The 13,689-nt window shown below is 47.3% G+C and carries 11 protein-coding genes and 7 tRNA genes; 14 read left to right on the top strand and 4 right to left on the bottom strand.

The window, feature by feature from the left end:
• Positions 1 to 41: 41 nt before the first annotated feature.
• From nspC to NQ510_RS12500, 7 genes are all read left to right on the top strand, one after another.
• Positions 42 to 1,187 carry a carboxynorspermidine decarboxylase gene (gene nspC, locus NQ510_RS12470; protein WP_008663287.1) on the top strand — a complete coding sequence of 382 codons (1,146 nt, stop codon included), beginning with the start codon at positions 42 to 44 and terminating at the stop codon, positions 1,185 to 1,187.
• A gap of 111 nt (positions 1,188 to 1,298) precedes the next feature.
• Positions 1,299 to 1,371, top strand: a tRNA-Gly gene (locus NQ510_RS12475).
• 28 nt (positions 1,372 to 1,399) lie between these two features.
• Positions 1,400 to 1,484: transfer RNA gene (locus NQ510_RS12480), tRNA-Leu, on the top strand.
• Positions 1,485 to 1,524: 40 nt separating this feature from the next.
• Positions 1,525 to 1,608, top strand: a tRNA-Leu gene (locus NQ510_RS12485).
• A 14-nt stretch (positions 1,609 to 1,622) separates the two neighbouring features.
• Positions 1,623 to 1,695, top strand: a tRNA-Gly gene (locus NQ510_RS12490).
• A 27-nt stretch (positions 1,696 to 1,722) separates the two neighbouring features.
• Positions 1,723 to 1,804, top strand: a tRNA-Leu gene (locus tag NQ510_RS12495).
• 32 nt (positions 1,805 to 1,836) lie between these two features.
• A tRNA-Gly gene (locus NQ510_RS12500) sits at positions 1,837 to 1,909 on the top strand.
• 72 nt (positions 1,910 to 1,981) lie between these two features.
• Here NQ510_RS12500 and NQ510_RS12505 read toward each other — a convergent pair.
• Positions 1,982 to 2,578, bottom strand: coding sequence for a DUF4923 family protein (locus tag NQ510_RS12505; RefSeq protein WP_005836520.1), 597 nt, complete (start codon positions 2,576 to 2,578; stop codon positions 1,982 to 1,984).
• Between the two features lie 11 nt (positions 2,579 to 2,589).
• Positions 2,590 to 3,198 carry a ribosome biogenesis GTP-binding protein YihA/YsxC gene (gene yihA, locus NQ510_RS12510; protein WP_005836522.1) on the bottom strand — a complete coding sequence of 203 codons (609 nt, stop codon included), beginning with the start codon at positions 3,196 to 3,198 and terminating at the stop codon, positions 2,590 to 2,592.
• A gap of 175 nt (positions 3,199 to 3,373) precedes the next feature.
• Between yihA and recR the strand changes: the two genes are divergently transcribed.
• From recR to NQ510_RS12525, 3 genes are read left to right on the top strand one after another with little or no spacing between them, the layout of a single operon-like run.
• The gene (gene recR, locus NQ510_RS12515; RefSeq protein ID WP_005824669.1) at positions 3,374 to 3,991 is read left to right on the top strand and encodes a recombination mediator RecR; all 618 of its coding nucleotides are present in this window, start codon (positions 3,374 to 3,376) and stop codon (positions 3,989 to 3,991) included.
• Positions 3,992 to 4,040: 49 nt separating this feature from the next.
• Entirely contained in the window at positions 4,041 to 4,496 is a 456-nt protein-coding gene (locus tag NQ510_RS12520; RefSeq protein WP_005824667.1) for a hypothetical protein, read from the top strand.
• Positions 4,497 to 4,509: 13 nt separating this feature from the next.
• Entirely contained in the window at positions 4,510 to 5,046 is a 537-nt protein-coding gene (locus NQ510_RS12525; RefSeq protein WP_005824666.1) for a GNAT family N-acetyltransferase, read from the top strand.
• On the opposite strand, the gene NQ510_RS12530 is transcribed toward NQ510_RS12525, so the two are convergent.
• Entirely contained in the window at positions 5,039 to 5,632 is a 594-nt protein-coding gene (locus tag NQ510_RS12530; protein ID WP_008663291.1) for a YqgE/AlgH family protein, read from the bottom strand. The genes NQ510_RS12525 and NQ510_RS12530 overlap by 8 nt on opposite strands.
• A 140-nt stretch (positions 5,633 to 5,772) precedes the next feature.
• On the opposite strand from NQ510_RS12530, the gene NQ510_RS12535 reads away from it, so the two are divergent.
• Together NQ510_RS12535 and NQ510_RS12540 are read left to right on the top strand one after the other, a co-directional pair.
• Positions 5,773 to 8,880, top strand: a complete 3,108-nt coding sequence (locus tag NQ510_RS12535) for a SusC/RagA family TonB-linked outer membrane protein (protein ID WP_005824660.1) — start codon at positions 5,773 to 5,775, stop codon at positions 8,878 to 8,880.
• 20 nt (positions 8,881 to 8,900) lie between these two features.
• On the top strand, positions 8,901 to 10,481 hold the full coding sequence (locus tag NQ510_RS12540) for a SusD/RagB family nutrient-binding outer membrane lipoprotein (protein WP_005824658.1): 1,581 nt from the start codon (positions 8,901 to 8,903) through the stop codon (positions 10,479 to 10,481).
• Positions 10,482 to 10,508: 27 nt separating this feature from the next.
• Here the strand turns inward: NQ510_RS12540 and NQ510_RS12545 are convergent, their stop codons facing one another.
• Positions 10,509 to 11,825 (bottom strand): aminotransferase class I/II-fold pyridoxal phosphate-dependent enzyme, encoded by a 1,317-nt coding sequence (locus NQ510_RS12545; RefSeq protein WP_005836540.1) that lies wholly within the window; start codon positions 11,823 to 11,825, stop codon positions 10,509 to 10,511.
• 165 nt (positions 11,826 to 11,990) lie between these two features.
• Here NQ510_RS12545 and NQ510_RS12550 point away from each other — a divergent pair.
• A tRNA-Asp gene (locus NQ510_RS12550) sits at positions 11,991 to 12,064 on the top strand.
• 404 nt (positions 12,065 to 12,468) lie between these two features.
• Positions 12,469 to 13,689 (top strand): site-specific integrase, encoded by a 1,221-nt coding sequence (locus NQ510_RS12555; protein ID WP_005824651.1) that lies wholly within the window; start codon positions 12,469 to 12,471, stop codon positions 13,687 to 13,689.

Raw genomic sequence — 13,689 nt, forward strand, 5'->3', positions numbered from 1 at the left:
ATACATACGGACAATTTAGAATAGTAAATATAGATAGAAGAATGACAAATAAAGACTTTTCCCTTTTCCCTTCTCCCTGCTATATTATGGAAGAAGGATTGCTGAGAAAGAACCTCGCACTGATAAAAAGTGTGGCCGACCGCGCAGGTGTGGAGATAATCCTCGCTTTCAAATCATTTGCCATGTGGCGTTCCTTTCCCATTTTCAGGGAGTATATAGACCACTCTACGGCAAGTTCCGTCTACGAAGCCCGTCTGGCATTGGAGGAGTTCGGAAGTAAGGCACATACGTACTCGCCTGCCTATACCGAGGCCGATTTTCCGGAGATAATGCGGTGCAGCAGCCATATCACTTTCAATTCGCTTTCGCAGTTCCACCGCTTTTATCCGGTAGTGGTGGCGGAGGGAAGCGGCATTTCCTGCGGTATCCGTATCAATCCCGAATACTCTGAGGTGGAAACGGAGCTTTATAATCCCTGCGCACCCGGTACTCGCTTCGGTGTAATGGCCGACCCGCTTCCCGAAGAACTTCCGGTGGGTATTGAAGGTTTTCACTGTCATTGTCATTGCGAGTCTTCTTCCTACGAACTGGAACACACATTGGAGCACTTGGAAGGAAAATTCTCCCGCTGGTTCTCACAGATTAAGTGGTTGAATTTAGGAGGCGGGCATCTGATGACGCGTAAGGATTATGATGTAGAGCATCTTGTCCGTCTGTTGCAGGGCTTGAAGGGACGCTATTCGCATCTTCAAATCATTCTTGAGCCCGGTTCCGCTTTCACTTGGCAGACCGGTGTGCTGAGCTCGGAGATAGTGGACATCGTGGAAAACCGCGGCATTCGTACTGCCATTCTCAACGTTAGCTTTACGTGCCACATGCCGGATTGCCTGGAGATGCCCTATCAGCCTGCAGTGCGTGGAGCGGAGATGGGTGATGCGGGTCCTTATGTCTATCGTCTTGGAGGAAACTCCTGCCTAAGCGGCGACTATATGGGACTGTGGAGTTTCGACCATGAGCTGCAGATAGGGGAGAGAATCGTCTTTGAGGACATGATACATTACACCACTGTAAAGACGAATATGTTCAATGGAATTCACCATCCGGCCATTGCAATGTGGACAAAAGAAGGAAAAGCTGAAGTTTTCAAGCAATTTTCTTATGAAGATTATCGTGGCCGAATGAGTTGATAATCAAAAGTCTGCTTGTATGCCTGGCGAAAATGTACACTTTTCTGTGTGAAAAAAGTCTGCGGAATGTTTGCAGGTTTAAGGAAAATATCTACCTTTGCATCCGCAATCGCGGAAATAGCTCAGTTGGTAGAGCATAACCTTGCCAAGGTTAGGGTCGCGAGTTCGAGTCTCGTTTTCCGCTCAACGCAGTTTAGATTGCAATTACCTATGCCCAGGTGGCGGAATTGGTAGACGCGCACGTTTCAGGTGCGTGTGTCGAGAGGCATGCAGGTTCGAGTCCTGTTCTGGGCACCAAGGTAAAGCAGTCGGTTCTTTGAATTGTTGAAAGTAAGTTGGAGAGGTGGCGGAATTGGTAGACGCGCTACTTTGAGGGGGTAGTGACAATTATGTCGTGGGAGTTCGAGTCTCCTTCTCTTCACGCTTTTATACATTGCGGAAATAGCTCAGTTGGTAGAGCATAACCTTGCCAAGGTTAGGGTCGCGAGTTCGAGTCTCGTTTTCCGCTCTTTCAGATGTATTGAAGATGACTTATGCCCAGGTGGCGGAATTGGTAGACGCGCACGTTTCAGGTGCGTGTGTCGAGAGGCATGCAGGTTCGAGTCCTGTTCTGGGCACTTTACTCCTCAAAAAAGGAGAGTCATCCCATGCGGAAATAGCTCAGTTGGTAGAGCATAACCTTGCCAAGGTTAGGGTCGCGAGTTCGAGTCTCGTTTTCCGCTCTTTTCAGATAAAAAAATCCCGCAAGCATTGTTCGGTGCTTGCGGGATTTTTTTGTTGTATGGAAGTTGTTGTTACAGTTTCTGTAATGAGAATCCGAGCATCATTCCGTCGTAGCTGTTGGCCAGCGAGCCGATACTCTTCAGAGTGGAGTTGCTGCTTTTGCTGGAGAGGAAGGTTATCAGTTTCAGTAGCTTGTCCGATTCGAACAGCAGGTCCATAGTTGTGGAGGTAGCGTTGACCTTGGCATTCATACCTATCAGCTTGGCGAATTTCAAGTTGACCTTTTGGGTGGATGCATCGTAGGAGTAGCTTCCCTTCATGCTCTTTTGCCCTACTTTGGCGCTGAATGTGCTGTCGGCGTTGAATGTGAATGACATTTGCCCGGCTTTGATGCCTACTTTGGCAAGCTGTTCGTCCAGTTTCTTTTCTGCGGCTGTGGCGGCAACGGCACCGCCGGCTTTCTGCAGCAGGTTGTCCGATTCGAATTCAATGGCGGAGCCGGTATACGACCAAGTGCCGGTCATATCCGCTGTTGACTTGCCGGTCACGGCATTTACCGCCTTCTCTATATTTTCTTTGTTGAACAAATCCTTGATGGATTGTGCATGACTATTGCTGGTCAGCAGTAGTGCGGCAACAAACAGTTGCCAAAAAACTAATCTTTTCATTTTACTTATTTCTATTGTTTGCTATTCAGGCTTTTGTTGATACTTTCGATATAGTCCAGCAGTTCTTTCCGTCCCATGCGGTTTTCAGAAGAGGTGATGAAGTAGGGGGGCAGCTCTTCCCATTGTTCCTTCAACTGTTCCAGGTATTCGTTGATGTGGGTGTTCAGTCTGCCGCCTTTCAGTTTGTCGGCCTTTGTGAAGACGATGGCAAAGGGTACACCGTTCTCGCCCAGCCATTCCGTAAACTCGAGGTCGATGGCTTGGGGAGCCAGCCGGCTATCTATAAGAACAAACAGACAAGTCATCTGTTCGCGTTGCAGTATATAACTTTCTATAATACGTTTGATTTGTTCCTGCCCTTTCTGTCCCCGTTTGGCGTAGCCGTATCCCGGAAGGTCTACAATGTACCAGCTCTTGTTGATGAGGAAATGGTTGATGAGCATGGTCTTTCCCGGTGTGGCAGAGGTCATGGCGAGCCCTTTTCTCCCGGTCAGCATATTGATGAGACTGGATTTTCCTACGTTGGAGCGTCCGATGAAAGCATATTCGGGAAATGTACCGGTGGGGCATTTCCGCACGTCTGTGTTACTGATGACGAATTCAGCGTTTGTAATATCCATTTTATTGCCTTTTTGGGGTTTTACGTGTGGCAAAGGTAGCACTAATTTCATAAGTTTGCACTATCTTTGCCCAGAAAGCGAAGATAGGCTGCACCTCAGCATAAAAAATGAACGAGTTCATTTTATTCTGCATTCGGTTTGCACTATCTTTGTGGCCAATAGGAGAATTTTAAGTATGAATGGACAGTTTCCCTCTACATTATTGGAGAAGGCGGTAAATGAGTTTGCCAAGTTGCCCGGAGTGGGACGCAAGACGGCTATGAGGCTGGTTCTTCACCTGCTCCGCCAGGATACGGCAGTGGTGGAAGCGTTCGGCAATGCCATCGTGACGCTGAAGCATGAAGTGAAATATTGCAAGGTATGCCATAATATATCAGATACGGAGACGTGCCGTATCTGTTCCAGTCCGCAACGGGACGCCTCTGTGGTTTGTGTGGTAGAGAACATCCGCGATGTGATGGCTGTGGAAGCCACACAACAGTTCCGTGGTTTGTATCACGTGCTGGGAGGCGTCATCTCGCCGATGGATGGCATTGGCCCCGGAGACTTGCAGATAGAAAGCCTTGTGCGGCGGGTAGCCGCCGGCGGCATCAATGAAGTGATTCTTGCGCTGAGCACGACGATGGAGGGAGATACCACCAACTTTTATATCTACCGCAAGCTGGAAAAACTGGGCGTGAAGCTCTCCGTCATAGCCCGTGGCATTTCCATCGGTGACGAATTGGAGTATACGGATGAAGTGACTCTGGGACGCAGTATTGTGAACCGCACTCCATTTTCCGGAACTGCCTGATTGTTTGGGGCCATTATCAATTATTCATTATCCACTATCAATTTACTAAATGGAAGAACAAATAAAGAAGACCGCAGCGCGTGTCCGAACAACTTTTGCCTATTTCTGGATGCTTCCCATCCTGCTCGTCCTGCTTGGAGAAACCGGAGGCGAATGGGTAGGTATGTATGCCGGAGATGTACGTGCCACCTATATGGCCGAGACGATAACCATTCTGCTGGCTGCCTCTTGCGTGCCCGTATCCCTGAAACTCTTTTCATGGGTATTGATCAGGAAAATAGATGTAGTGACGCTTCCCGAAGCCCTCCGCCTCTATGCGTTGTGGAGTGGCGTGCGGCTGGCATTGCTTGCCATACCGGTGCTTGCAGGCTTTTTCACCTATTATATAGTGTTGAGCAGTACGGGTGTACTGTGCGCACTGATAGGACTGACGGCTTCTCTGTTCTGCCTGCCGGGTGAGGGACGCCTGCGTAAAGAACTGCATATCAATAAAGAAGAAATGTAACCGACTGGAAAATATGAATAAATCCTATTTCTGCAATGAAAGGGTGCGTCTCCGTGCTATGGAGCCGGAAGACCTGGAAGTGATGTATGCCATGGAGAATGATTCCCAGACTTGGGATGTGACGAACTTCACCGTGCCCTATTCCAGATTTGTCTTGAAACAATATATTGAGAATTCCGAATGCGATATGTTTGCCGACCGCCAGCTGCGTATGATGATTATACGTGTAGAGGATGATGCGGTGATAGGCACTATCGATATTACAGAGTTTTCTCCCATGCATGCCCGGGGAGAGGTGGGTATTGCCATACGGAAGGAGTATCAGGGCAATGGTTATGCCAAGGAAGCGCTGCGTTTGCTGTGCGACTATGTTTTCAGTTTCTTGTATCTGAAACAGTTGATAGTCCATATCTCGGTGGATAATGAGGCAAGTATCCGCCTTTTTGAATCCTGCGGTTTTGTGCGTTGTGGGCTTTTGAGGGAGTGGTGGCGCGTAGGAGGGTGCTATAAGGATGTCGTACTGTTGCAACTTCTCCGCAGCACTAATTGAACGTTGGAATCTGGGGGAAGCGCGACCATATTTCATATTTTGCTCCCAGCTTGCACAATGCCTTCTTCCAGAGTGTGCCGCTGGCCGCCTCGTCCATTAGCGAACTGATGTTTTCTTTGCCTACCAGCCAGGTGTTTTCTTCAATTTCCCGGCCCAGCTGTTCGTACTCCCAGCCGGAGTACCCCAAAAAAAATCTGATTCTGCCTTTAACGGGATTTCCCTGCATGATGTAGTCTTTAATGGCTTCAAAATCACCGTTCAGGTAGAAGCCTTTGCCGATGGGCAATGCTCTGGTAATGCCCTTGAGCGTGTGTAGATAGAACAACGTATCTGTGCTGAGCGGTCCTCCTTTATAGATAGGTATGTTTTCCGGGCAGTCGAAGTCTTTCAGCACATCATTCAAGAATAGGGGGAGCGGTTTGTTCAGAACCAGTCCCATTGTGCCGTCATGTGTATGGTCCACCAGTAGAATGACGGATCGCCCAAACATATGGTCACACAAAAAGGGTTCGGAAATCAAGACCTTTCCCCGGGCAGGAACCACATGGTTTGTTTCTATCTTGAATAGATCTATATTGCTATACATGCCCCTAATATACATAATATTCCACAATAAACAAAAGTTCTTCGCTGTTTTTCATTTTAAAAGTTTCTTTTCTCAGATTTTATGGCTTTTTTTATTCGGAGAAAATACTTAAGTTTGCAAGTAATTGGCAATTTAATGCAATGAAATATACTACATTATATACGTTAATTTTAGGGCTGTTTTCTATAGGATGGACGGATTGCCCGGAGGATTTTATGGAGCGTATGCAGCGTCCGGGACATTCTGAAATACAGCTTTCTAAAGTGACGATAAGTGGCCGTGTGCTGGATGAAAGCGGGTTTCCGCTGGCCGGTGCCACTATTCAAGAGAAAGAAACTGCCAATGGTGCGATAGCGGATTCGGAAGGAAAATTCACTCTGGTGGTTGCCGATAATGCAGTGCTTCGTGTTTCGTTTATCGGCTACATTTCCCAGGATATTGAGGTGGAAGGACGTTCGACCTTTCATATCACGCTAAGAGAAGATATGATAGAGCTGGATAACGTTATTGTTACCGCTTTGGGTATCGAAAAGAAAGAAAATTCTCTTTCTTACGCCACAGATTTAATAAAAAACGAGGAGTTGACGCGAGTAAAAATGCCCAACTTAATTACTTCGTTGACCGGCAAGTCGGCAGGTGTGCGTGTTAATCAGGTTTCTTCCGGTCTGGGAGCCTCAGCCAAAGTCAGTATCCGTGGAATCCGCTCGGTGGCGAGTGACAACCAACCGCTGTATGTGATAGACGGTGTTCCCATTCTGAACTCCACTTCCGAGCAAGCATACTCTGCCATAGGTGGAACGGCCAATGCCGGCAACCGTGACGGAGGAGATGGCATTTCCAATCTGAATCCTGAGGATATAGAGAGTATCAGTATCCTGAAAGGAGCTCCAGCGGCAGCTTTGTATGGTAGTCAGGCCGCCAATGGGGTGATACTGATTACTACAAAGAAGGGGCAGTCGCACGGGCAGCGCAGTGTTTCTTTCTCGACGAGCCTAATGTTCGACAATGCTTTTGCGCTACCCAAGATGCAGAACCGCTATGGAGTAAGTGACGGTGTGGACAGTTGGGGAGAACGGGCAAACCTTCCCGAATACGATAATCTGAGAGACTTCTTCTCTACTGGTGTCACCTCCATAACTTCCATCTCCTTGAGTCACGGCAATGAGAAGTTGCAGAACTATTTCTCCTATGCTAATACTACGGGGCATGGCATCATTGGGAAACATAACCTTTCGAAGCACAACCTCACTTTCAGAGAGACTTCCGTTCTATTGAATTCCCGTCTGAAGTTAGATGGCAGTATGAACCTGATGCGCCAGGTGGTGAAGAACAAGCCTACCGTGGGTGGTTTCTACATGAATCCTTTGGTGGGGCTCTACCGTTTTCCACGGGGTGAGGATATTGCTTATTATAAGGAGAACTTCGAGGTTTATGATGAGGGTAGAAACTTGAACATACAGAATTGGCATACCTCCTACGAGGATTTTGAGCAGAATCCCTACTGGATTACCAATCGCATATTGAGCAAGGAGAACCGCATGCATGTCATAGTCTCCTTATCCGCCAATCTGAAGATAAACGATTGGTTAAGCCTGCAGGCCCGTGGCAATGTAGACTATATTAACGACAAGGTGCGCCAGCAGTTCTATGCCTCTACCGCTCCGGCGTTGGCGGGAGCCAATGGGCGTTATATCGAGATGGACTATCAGGAAACCCAATATTACGGAGACGCCATACTGATGATGAAAAAGCAGTGGGATGCATTCTCTCTCAACGCGGCGCTCGGTGTCAGTATCAATGACAAGACTGTGAACTCCACCCGCTATGACTCTAAAACAGCTTCGCTGAAATATGCCAATGTGTTCAATCTGGCCAATATCATCATGAATGGTTCTGCCGGGCTGGACCAGAAGATTGATGCGCGGCGCCAATTGCAGTCCTTGTTTGCGACGGCACAACTGGGCTACAACGAGTTTGTCTATCTTGATTTGTCGGCCCGTAATGACTGGTCTTCCACGCTGGCTTATACATCTCATGAGAAAAGCGGGTTCTTCTATCCCTCCGTGGGATTTTCGCTGATATTCAATAAGCTGATGACTTTACCCCAATGGGTGTCACTGGCAAAGATAAGGGGGGCATACAGCATGGTGGGCAATGATATTCCCATGTTCATCACAAATCCTTCCTCGCATATCACGGCGGGCGGAGAGTTCCTGGCAAGTGATGCCGCGCCGTTCAAGGATATGGAACCGGAGATGACGCACTCCTTTGAGGCGGGTATAGAAGCGCGTTTTTTAAAGAACCGCATTGGTTTGAATGCCACTTTCTATAAGACGAATACCCGGAACCAGTTCTTCAAGCTTCCTACTCTGTCGGGCGATAAATATGCCTACCGTTATGTCAATGCGGGTGATATACAGAATGTGGGGTGGGAGATTTCATTGGATGCCGTTCCTTTGCTGACAAACCATTTCAAGTGGAAAACAGAGGTGAACTTCTCCACCAACCGCAACAAGATAATTTCACTGCACGAAGCGCTGAAGGAGTTTCTTTACGGTCCTACCAGCTTCTCGTCCAGTTATGCCATGAAATTGGTGAAAGGGGGCTCTATCGGTGACATCTACGGAAAAGCTTTTGTACGTGACGATGCGGGCAATATCGTTTACGGCACGGAAGGAGACAATACCGGCATGCCTTTGGTGGAAGGTGATGGCAATACGGTGAAAGTGGGCAATGCCAATCCAAAACTGATGCTGGGCTGGAATCATATGCTGTCTTACAAGAATTTTTCTTTCTATTTTCTGGTGGATTGTCGCTTTGGAGGCGATATTTTGTCCCAGACGCAGGCGGATATGGATATGTATGGCGTTTCTGAAGTCACGGCCCGGGCCAGAGACAAAGGTTATGTAATGCTTGAAGGTAACCGGATAGATAATGTGAAAGGATTTTATAAGAATGTTGTAGGCGGACGGGCCGGGGTGACGGAATATTATATGTATGATGCCACGAACATCAGGCTGCGTGAGCTGTCCGTGGGCTACCAACTGCCTGCTGCCTGGATGGAAAAGACCAAAGTCCTCAAGCGGGCACAACTGTCCTTTTCGGGACGCAACTTGTTCTTCTTCTACAAAAAGGCGCCTTTCGACCCTGACCTGGTACTCTCTACGGGCAACGATAACCAGGGAATTGAAGTCTACGGTATGCCTACCACGCGTAGTTGGGGATTTTCTTTGAAGTGTGAATTTTAAGAGGGGGAGGGAGACTTGATATGAAGAGGATTATAGTACTGATTGGCATGGTTTTCGTGTTTCTGGCTTGTACGGGAGACTTTAAGGAAATCAATACGGACAAGTCCGGCGTGACGGACGAGGACTTGCAGGCCGACTATAACGAACATGGCATCCGTCTTGGAATCATCCAGCAAGGCATCTATTTCAATTACGACTACGGAAAGGGGAAGAACTGGCCTTTTCAGTTGACCCAGAATTTGAATGCCGATATGTTCAGCGGTTACATGCACGATGCCAAGCCTCTGAATGGAGGTTCGCACAATTCGGACTACAACTTGCAGGATGGATGGAACAGCGCCATGTGGGGACATACCTATGAGTATGTTTTCCCGCAGATATATCAGTCGGAGAATGCCACACGTGATCGCATGCCTGCCTTTTTCGGCATTACCAAGATACTGAAGGTGGAAGTGATGCACCGTGTCACGGACTATTACGGCCCTATTGTGTATAGTCATTTTGCCGATCTCGAAGCCCGTTATATGCCCGACACGCAGAAAGAGGTCTATAATGCATTTTTCTGTGAACTCGATACGGCTGTAGCTGTACTTTCCGATTATATTGTCGAGCATCCGGGAGCTTCGGAGTTTGCGCGTTTCGATATGTTGTTGGACGGTGATTATGACTCTTGGATAAAGTTTGCCAACTCGTTGAGGATGCGGCTTGCCATGCGCATTGCGGTAGCCAGTCCGGAGAAGGCAAAAACGGAATTCCGTAAAGCGATGGATAATGAATACGGAGTCATTCGGGAGGCGGACGAGTCGGTGGCGGTTTCCACGGCGAGTGGATATACCAATCCGTTGGGCGAGATAAACCTTGTTTGGAATGAAGCTTATATGGGAGCGCCGATGGAGTCCATACTGAACGGATATGAAGATCCCCGTCGTGAAATCTATTTTGCCACTTGCCAGGATGAACAGTTTGCAGGCGAGTATCGCGGCATTCGTCAGGGTACATGCTTTGCACATAACTATTATAATACACTCTCAAAATTGAAAGTTACCCAGCAGACTGATGCAGTGTTGATGCCGGCAGCAGAAGTCTGGTTCCTGCGTGCCGAGGCTGCCCTACGGGGATGGACCGATGAGTCGGTGAAAACCTGCTATGAAGAAGGGGTAATGGCTTCTTTCCGTCAGTATGGCATCTTGCAGTCCGATGCTTATCTGGAGAGCGACTTGTTGCCTGCCGATTTTGTGGATACCTACGATATGGAGAATGATATTACCGCCCGTTGTCAGGTTTCGCCACGCTGGCTGGAGTCAGCGGATAGGGATACGAAACTGGAGAAGATTATTACCCAAAAATGGATTGCCATGTTTCCCGAAGGGTGTGAAGCTTGGGCGGAACAGCGCCGGACGGGGTATCCCCGGCTATTCCCCGTGCGCTTTAATCACAGTAAAGACGGGTGTATAGATACTGAGACAATGATTCGCCGTCTGAACTTTCCCGGCGGACTGAAGACGGAGAATGCCGAGCAGTATGCCGCTTTGGTAGAGGCACTGGGTGGAGATGACAATGCCGGTACCCGATTGTGGTGGGATACCGGCATCAACTGGTAGAGATACCTTATTATATAGGGATATTTTTTATTGGATGGGGTGATTCTCGGCAAAAATTGCCATACGTTCGTCCAACTGGTCGTACTGATGGTCTTGGATAAAGGAAGTGCAGGCACGTAATCCTTCCTGATGGCTTCCGGTGGTCACCAGTGAAATGGCGCTTACACCGTAGTACATTAGTTCCCGCGCAAGTTCTCCGCTACTCATGCCCGGGTAACCGATGGTGAAATAGAAACCGTCGGCAACGGGATCACCCAAATCATTGTCGTATACCAAGTGGAAACCGTGGCGCAAGAAGATTTCTTTCAGGCGGCGGGCACGTTCACCGTATACTTTCACTTCATCAAGAAAGTTGTATTGATCTTCATTAGCTGCTTTAAGCATGGCGGCAAGAGCATACTGAGCAGAGTGGCTGGTGCCGGAGGAGAGTGCATAGAGTACGCGGTGGATGAATACTGTGCCGAAGGTGCCGCCGCCGTAGCGTTGTGTCAGCCCGGGATAGGCCCGGTGATACAGTTTGTCCGAAATGCAGCTGACACCGATACGTTGACCGGCATAGCTGAAAGCTTTGGAACCGGAAATGAGCAGCACGTAATAGTCCGTATAGTGTGCCACAGAAGGTTGGTAAGGCGCTTGGAACGGTTTGCTCAAGTCTTGGCGGAAGTCCATGGCAAAGTAGGCGAGGTCTTCCAACACAATGACGTCATATTGGGTTGCCAGTTCGCCGATGATGCGCAACTCTTCTTCTTTCAGGCAAATCCAGCTGGGGTTGTTGGGATTGGAATAGACGATGGCAGAGATATTGCCTTTGCTGAGGTAACTTTCCAGCTTCGCTTTCAACTTGTCGCCACGGTAGTCATATACGTCAAAGGTTTCATATTTCTGTCCCATCACGACCAGCTGCTGCTTCTGTACCGGGAAACCGGGATCGATGAAGAGAATGGTATCCTTTTTCTCATCGCACTGGCTACATGTGAGGAATGAAGCGAAAGTTCCTTGCATGGAGCCGGTAACTGGTACACAACCTTCGGGGGCTACATCTACATTGATAAAGGCTTTGATAAAACGTGATGCTTCCTCTTTCAAGGCGGGAAGTCCGTTAATGTCCGGGTAGAGGCTGGCAATACCATTCTGCAATGCCTCCACCTCGGCCTTTACGCCGACGGCTGAGGGGGGGAGTCCGGGTACACCCATTTCCATTTTTATGAATTCCACACCCGATGCCGCTTCGGCATTGGCTGCAATGGCTTTTACTTCACGGATGGTTGCTTTGGCAAAGTCTGTGATATGAAAATCTGCGATAGTTTCATCTATCAACTTACGTTCAATAGGAGTATTTCTCATGATTTCAATATTAATTTAGTTTTGCAAAGGTAACATAAATCTCTTATAATCAAGCTATGTTAAAAAAAAGATGATTTTTTTTCTTTCAAGCTATTGCAGATATAAGAATTTTGTCTACCTTTGCAACCGCAATCGAGAGAGATAGCAACGAAAGAATGAAATAATGGTGCGTTAGTTCAGTTGGTTAGAATACATGCCTGTCACGCATGGGGTCACGGGTTCGAGTCCCGTACGCACCGCAGATACACTAAGACAACAAAGTGTCAAAAGTAAGTAAATCAGCTCTAAATCATGGATTTAGGGCTGTTTTTTTGTTGTCCCTACGACAACCCAATACTCCCCTAAAAGCCATCTTGCAGACAAAAAGCGTTTCTAAATCGTTACCCAAAAAATAAACGCCAAAAAAAGTAACGATTTCATAGATATGTCGCTGATTTGTCGCAATTTAGACCTTCAAAAACGTATCTAAGAAAAGTAACGATTTGAATATAAACCAATAGCGATGGCAACCGATATATATTCACTAAGACGTTTTTTCAATATTTCCTTTAAAAGTCTCCGATAATACCGTTAAGTGTCTTGGCATAAATAATTCATTTGCAACACGTTGAGATTAATTTTGCAACCCAAAAAAACAAAAGTTATGCGAAGTACATTCAGAGTTTTATTTTATTTAAAGAAAGGTGCTCCATTAAAGAATGGAATGTTACCTATTATGGTTCGTATCACCATTGACGGTGAGAAAGTCGAGTTCAGTACCAAACTGGAAATAGAAGAGAAGAAATGGGATATAAAATCTGCTAAAGCGGCAGGACGTACCCCGGCAGCTAATGAAATCAATTTGAAACTGGATAAAATGCGCGTGGAGTTCAACAACCACTACGAGAAAATCCGTTCAGTAGGAAGTTTCCCCACCCCCTTAATGTTGAAGAACGCCTATTTGGGCATCAAGGCAAAGAGTCACACGATGCTTACCGTATTCAAGAAGATAGTAGATGAAAAGGGCAAACAGCTCGGCGTGTCCATATCCAAATCCACTTACAGCAAATACGAATTAGTCTATCGCCGTTTGCAGGAGTACATCAAGCAAGAATACAAAAACACCGACCTTCCCCTTTACAGCATCGATGACGATTTTGTGAACGGTTTTGAAATCTTCCTCCGTGTAGATAAGAAAGTCGGTCATAACGCCACCGCCAAGATGATGCAGAAGTTAAAGACCTCGACTACCTATGCAAAATCCCACGGCATGATGCAGGAAGATCCCTTCTACGATAAGAAAATCACGTTTGAAGACGTGGATGTTCCCTATCTGACAATGGAAGAACTCCAAGCCGTCATGGAAAAAGACATTCAGAACGCCCGTTTGCGTCGTGTCCGTGACATCTTCGTCTTTTCCTGTTTCACCGGTTTGGCGTATTCAGACACCTATTATCTGACCGAAGAACACCTGTACAAAGCCAATGACGGGAAAATGTGGATTAAGAAACCCCGTCAGAAAACAAAGGTCATAGCAGATATACCTTTATTGGAAGTCCCCCTTCAAATATTAGACAAATATCGTGGACAACAGACCGGCGGACGCCTGCTTCCCGTATGCAGCAATCAGAAAGTCAACCAATACCTGAAAGAACTCGCCACCGTGTGCGGCATCAACAAAGAGTTGACCTATCACGTTGCAAGATACACATTTGCCACCTCGCTTACCCTGCTGCATGACGTACCGATGGCAAGTATCGCGAAGATGTTGGGACACACCAATATCCGCCAGACACAGCACTACGCCAAAGCCACCAACATACTACTCAGCCGTAGTATGCAGAATCTTTCAGAACAGTTGAATTTACGCATGGAAATAAAATAA

Origin of the sequence: Bacteroides uniformis (assembly GCF_025147485.1) — a bacterium.
Taxonomy (GTDB): Bacteria; Bacteroidota; Bacteroidia; order Bacteroidales; family Bacteroidaceae; genus Bacteroides; species Bacteroides uniformis.

Bases quoted from the DNA above. Each gene is read 5' to 3' on its own strand.
- NQ510_RS12545 (WP_005836540.1), bottom strand. From the start codon at position 11,825: ATGAGAAATACTCCTATTGAACGTAAGTTGATAGATGAAACTATCGCA.
- yihA (WP_005836522.1), bottom strand. From the start codon at position 3,198: ATGGATATTACAAACGCTGAATTCGTCATCAGTAACACAGACGTGCGG.
- recR (WP_005824669.1), top strand. From the start codon at position 3,374: ATGAATGGACAGTTTCCCTCTACATTATTGGAGAAGGCGGTAAATGAG.
- NQ510_RS12505 (WP_005836520.1), bottom strand. From the start codon at position 2,578: ATGAAAAGATTAGTTTTTTGGCAACTGTTTGTTGCCGCACTACTGCTG.
- NQ510_RS12520 (WP_005824667.1), top strand. From the start codon at position 4,041: ATGGAAGAACAAATAAAGAAGACCGCAGCGCGTGTCCGAACAACTTTT.
- NQ510_RS12525 (WP_005824666.1), top strand. From the start codon at position 4,510: ATGAATAAATCCTATTTCTGCAATGAAAGGGTGCGTCTCCGTGCTATG.
- NQ510_RS12530 (WP_008663291.1), bottom strand. From the start codon at position 5,632: ATGTATAGCAATATAGATCTATTCAAGATAGAAACAAACCATGTGGTT.
- NQ510_RS12555 (WP_005824651.1), top strand. From the start codon at position 12,469: ATGCGAAGTACATTCAGAGTTTTATTTTATTTAAAGAAAGGTGCTCCA.
- NQ510_RS12540 (WP_005824658.1), top strand. From the start codon at position 8,901: ATGAAGAGGATTATAGTACTGATTGGCATGGTTTTCGTGTTTCTGGCT.
- NQ510_RS12535 (WP_005824660.1), top strand. From the start codon at position 5,773: ATGAAATATACTACATTATATACGTTAATTTTAGGGCTGTTTTCTATA.
- nspC (WP_008663287.1), top strand. From the start codon at position 42: ATGACAAATAAAGACTTTTCCCTTTTCCCTTCTCCCTGCTATATTATG.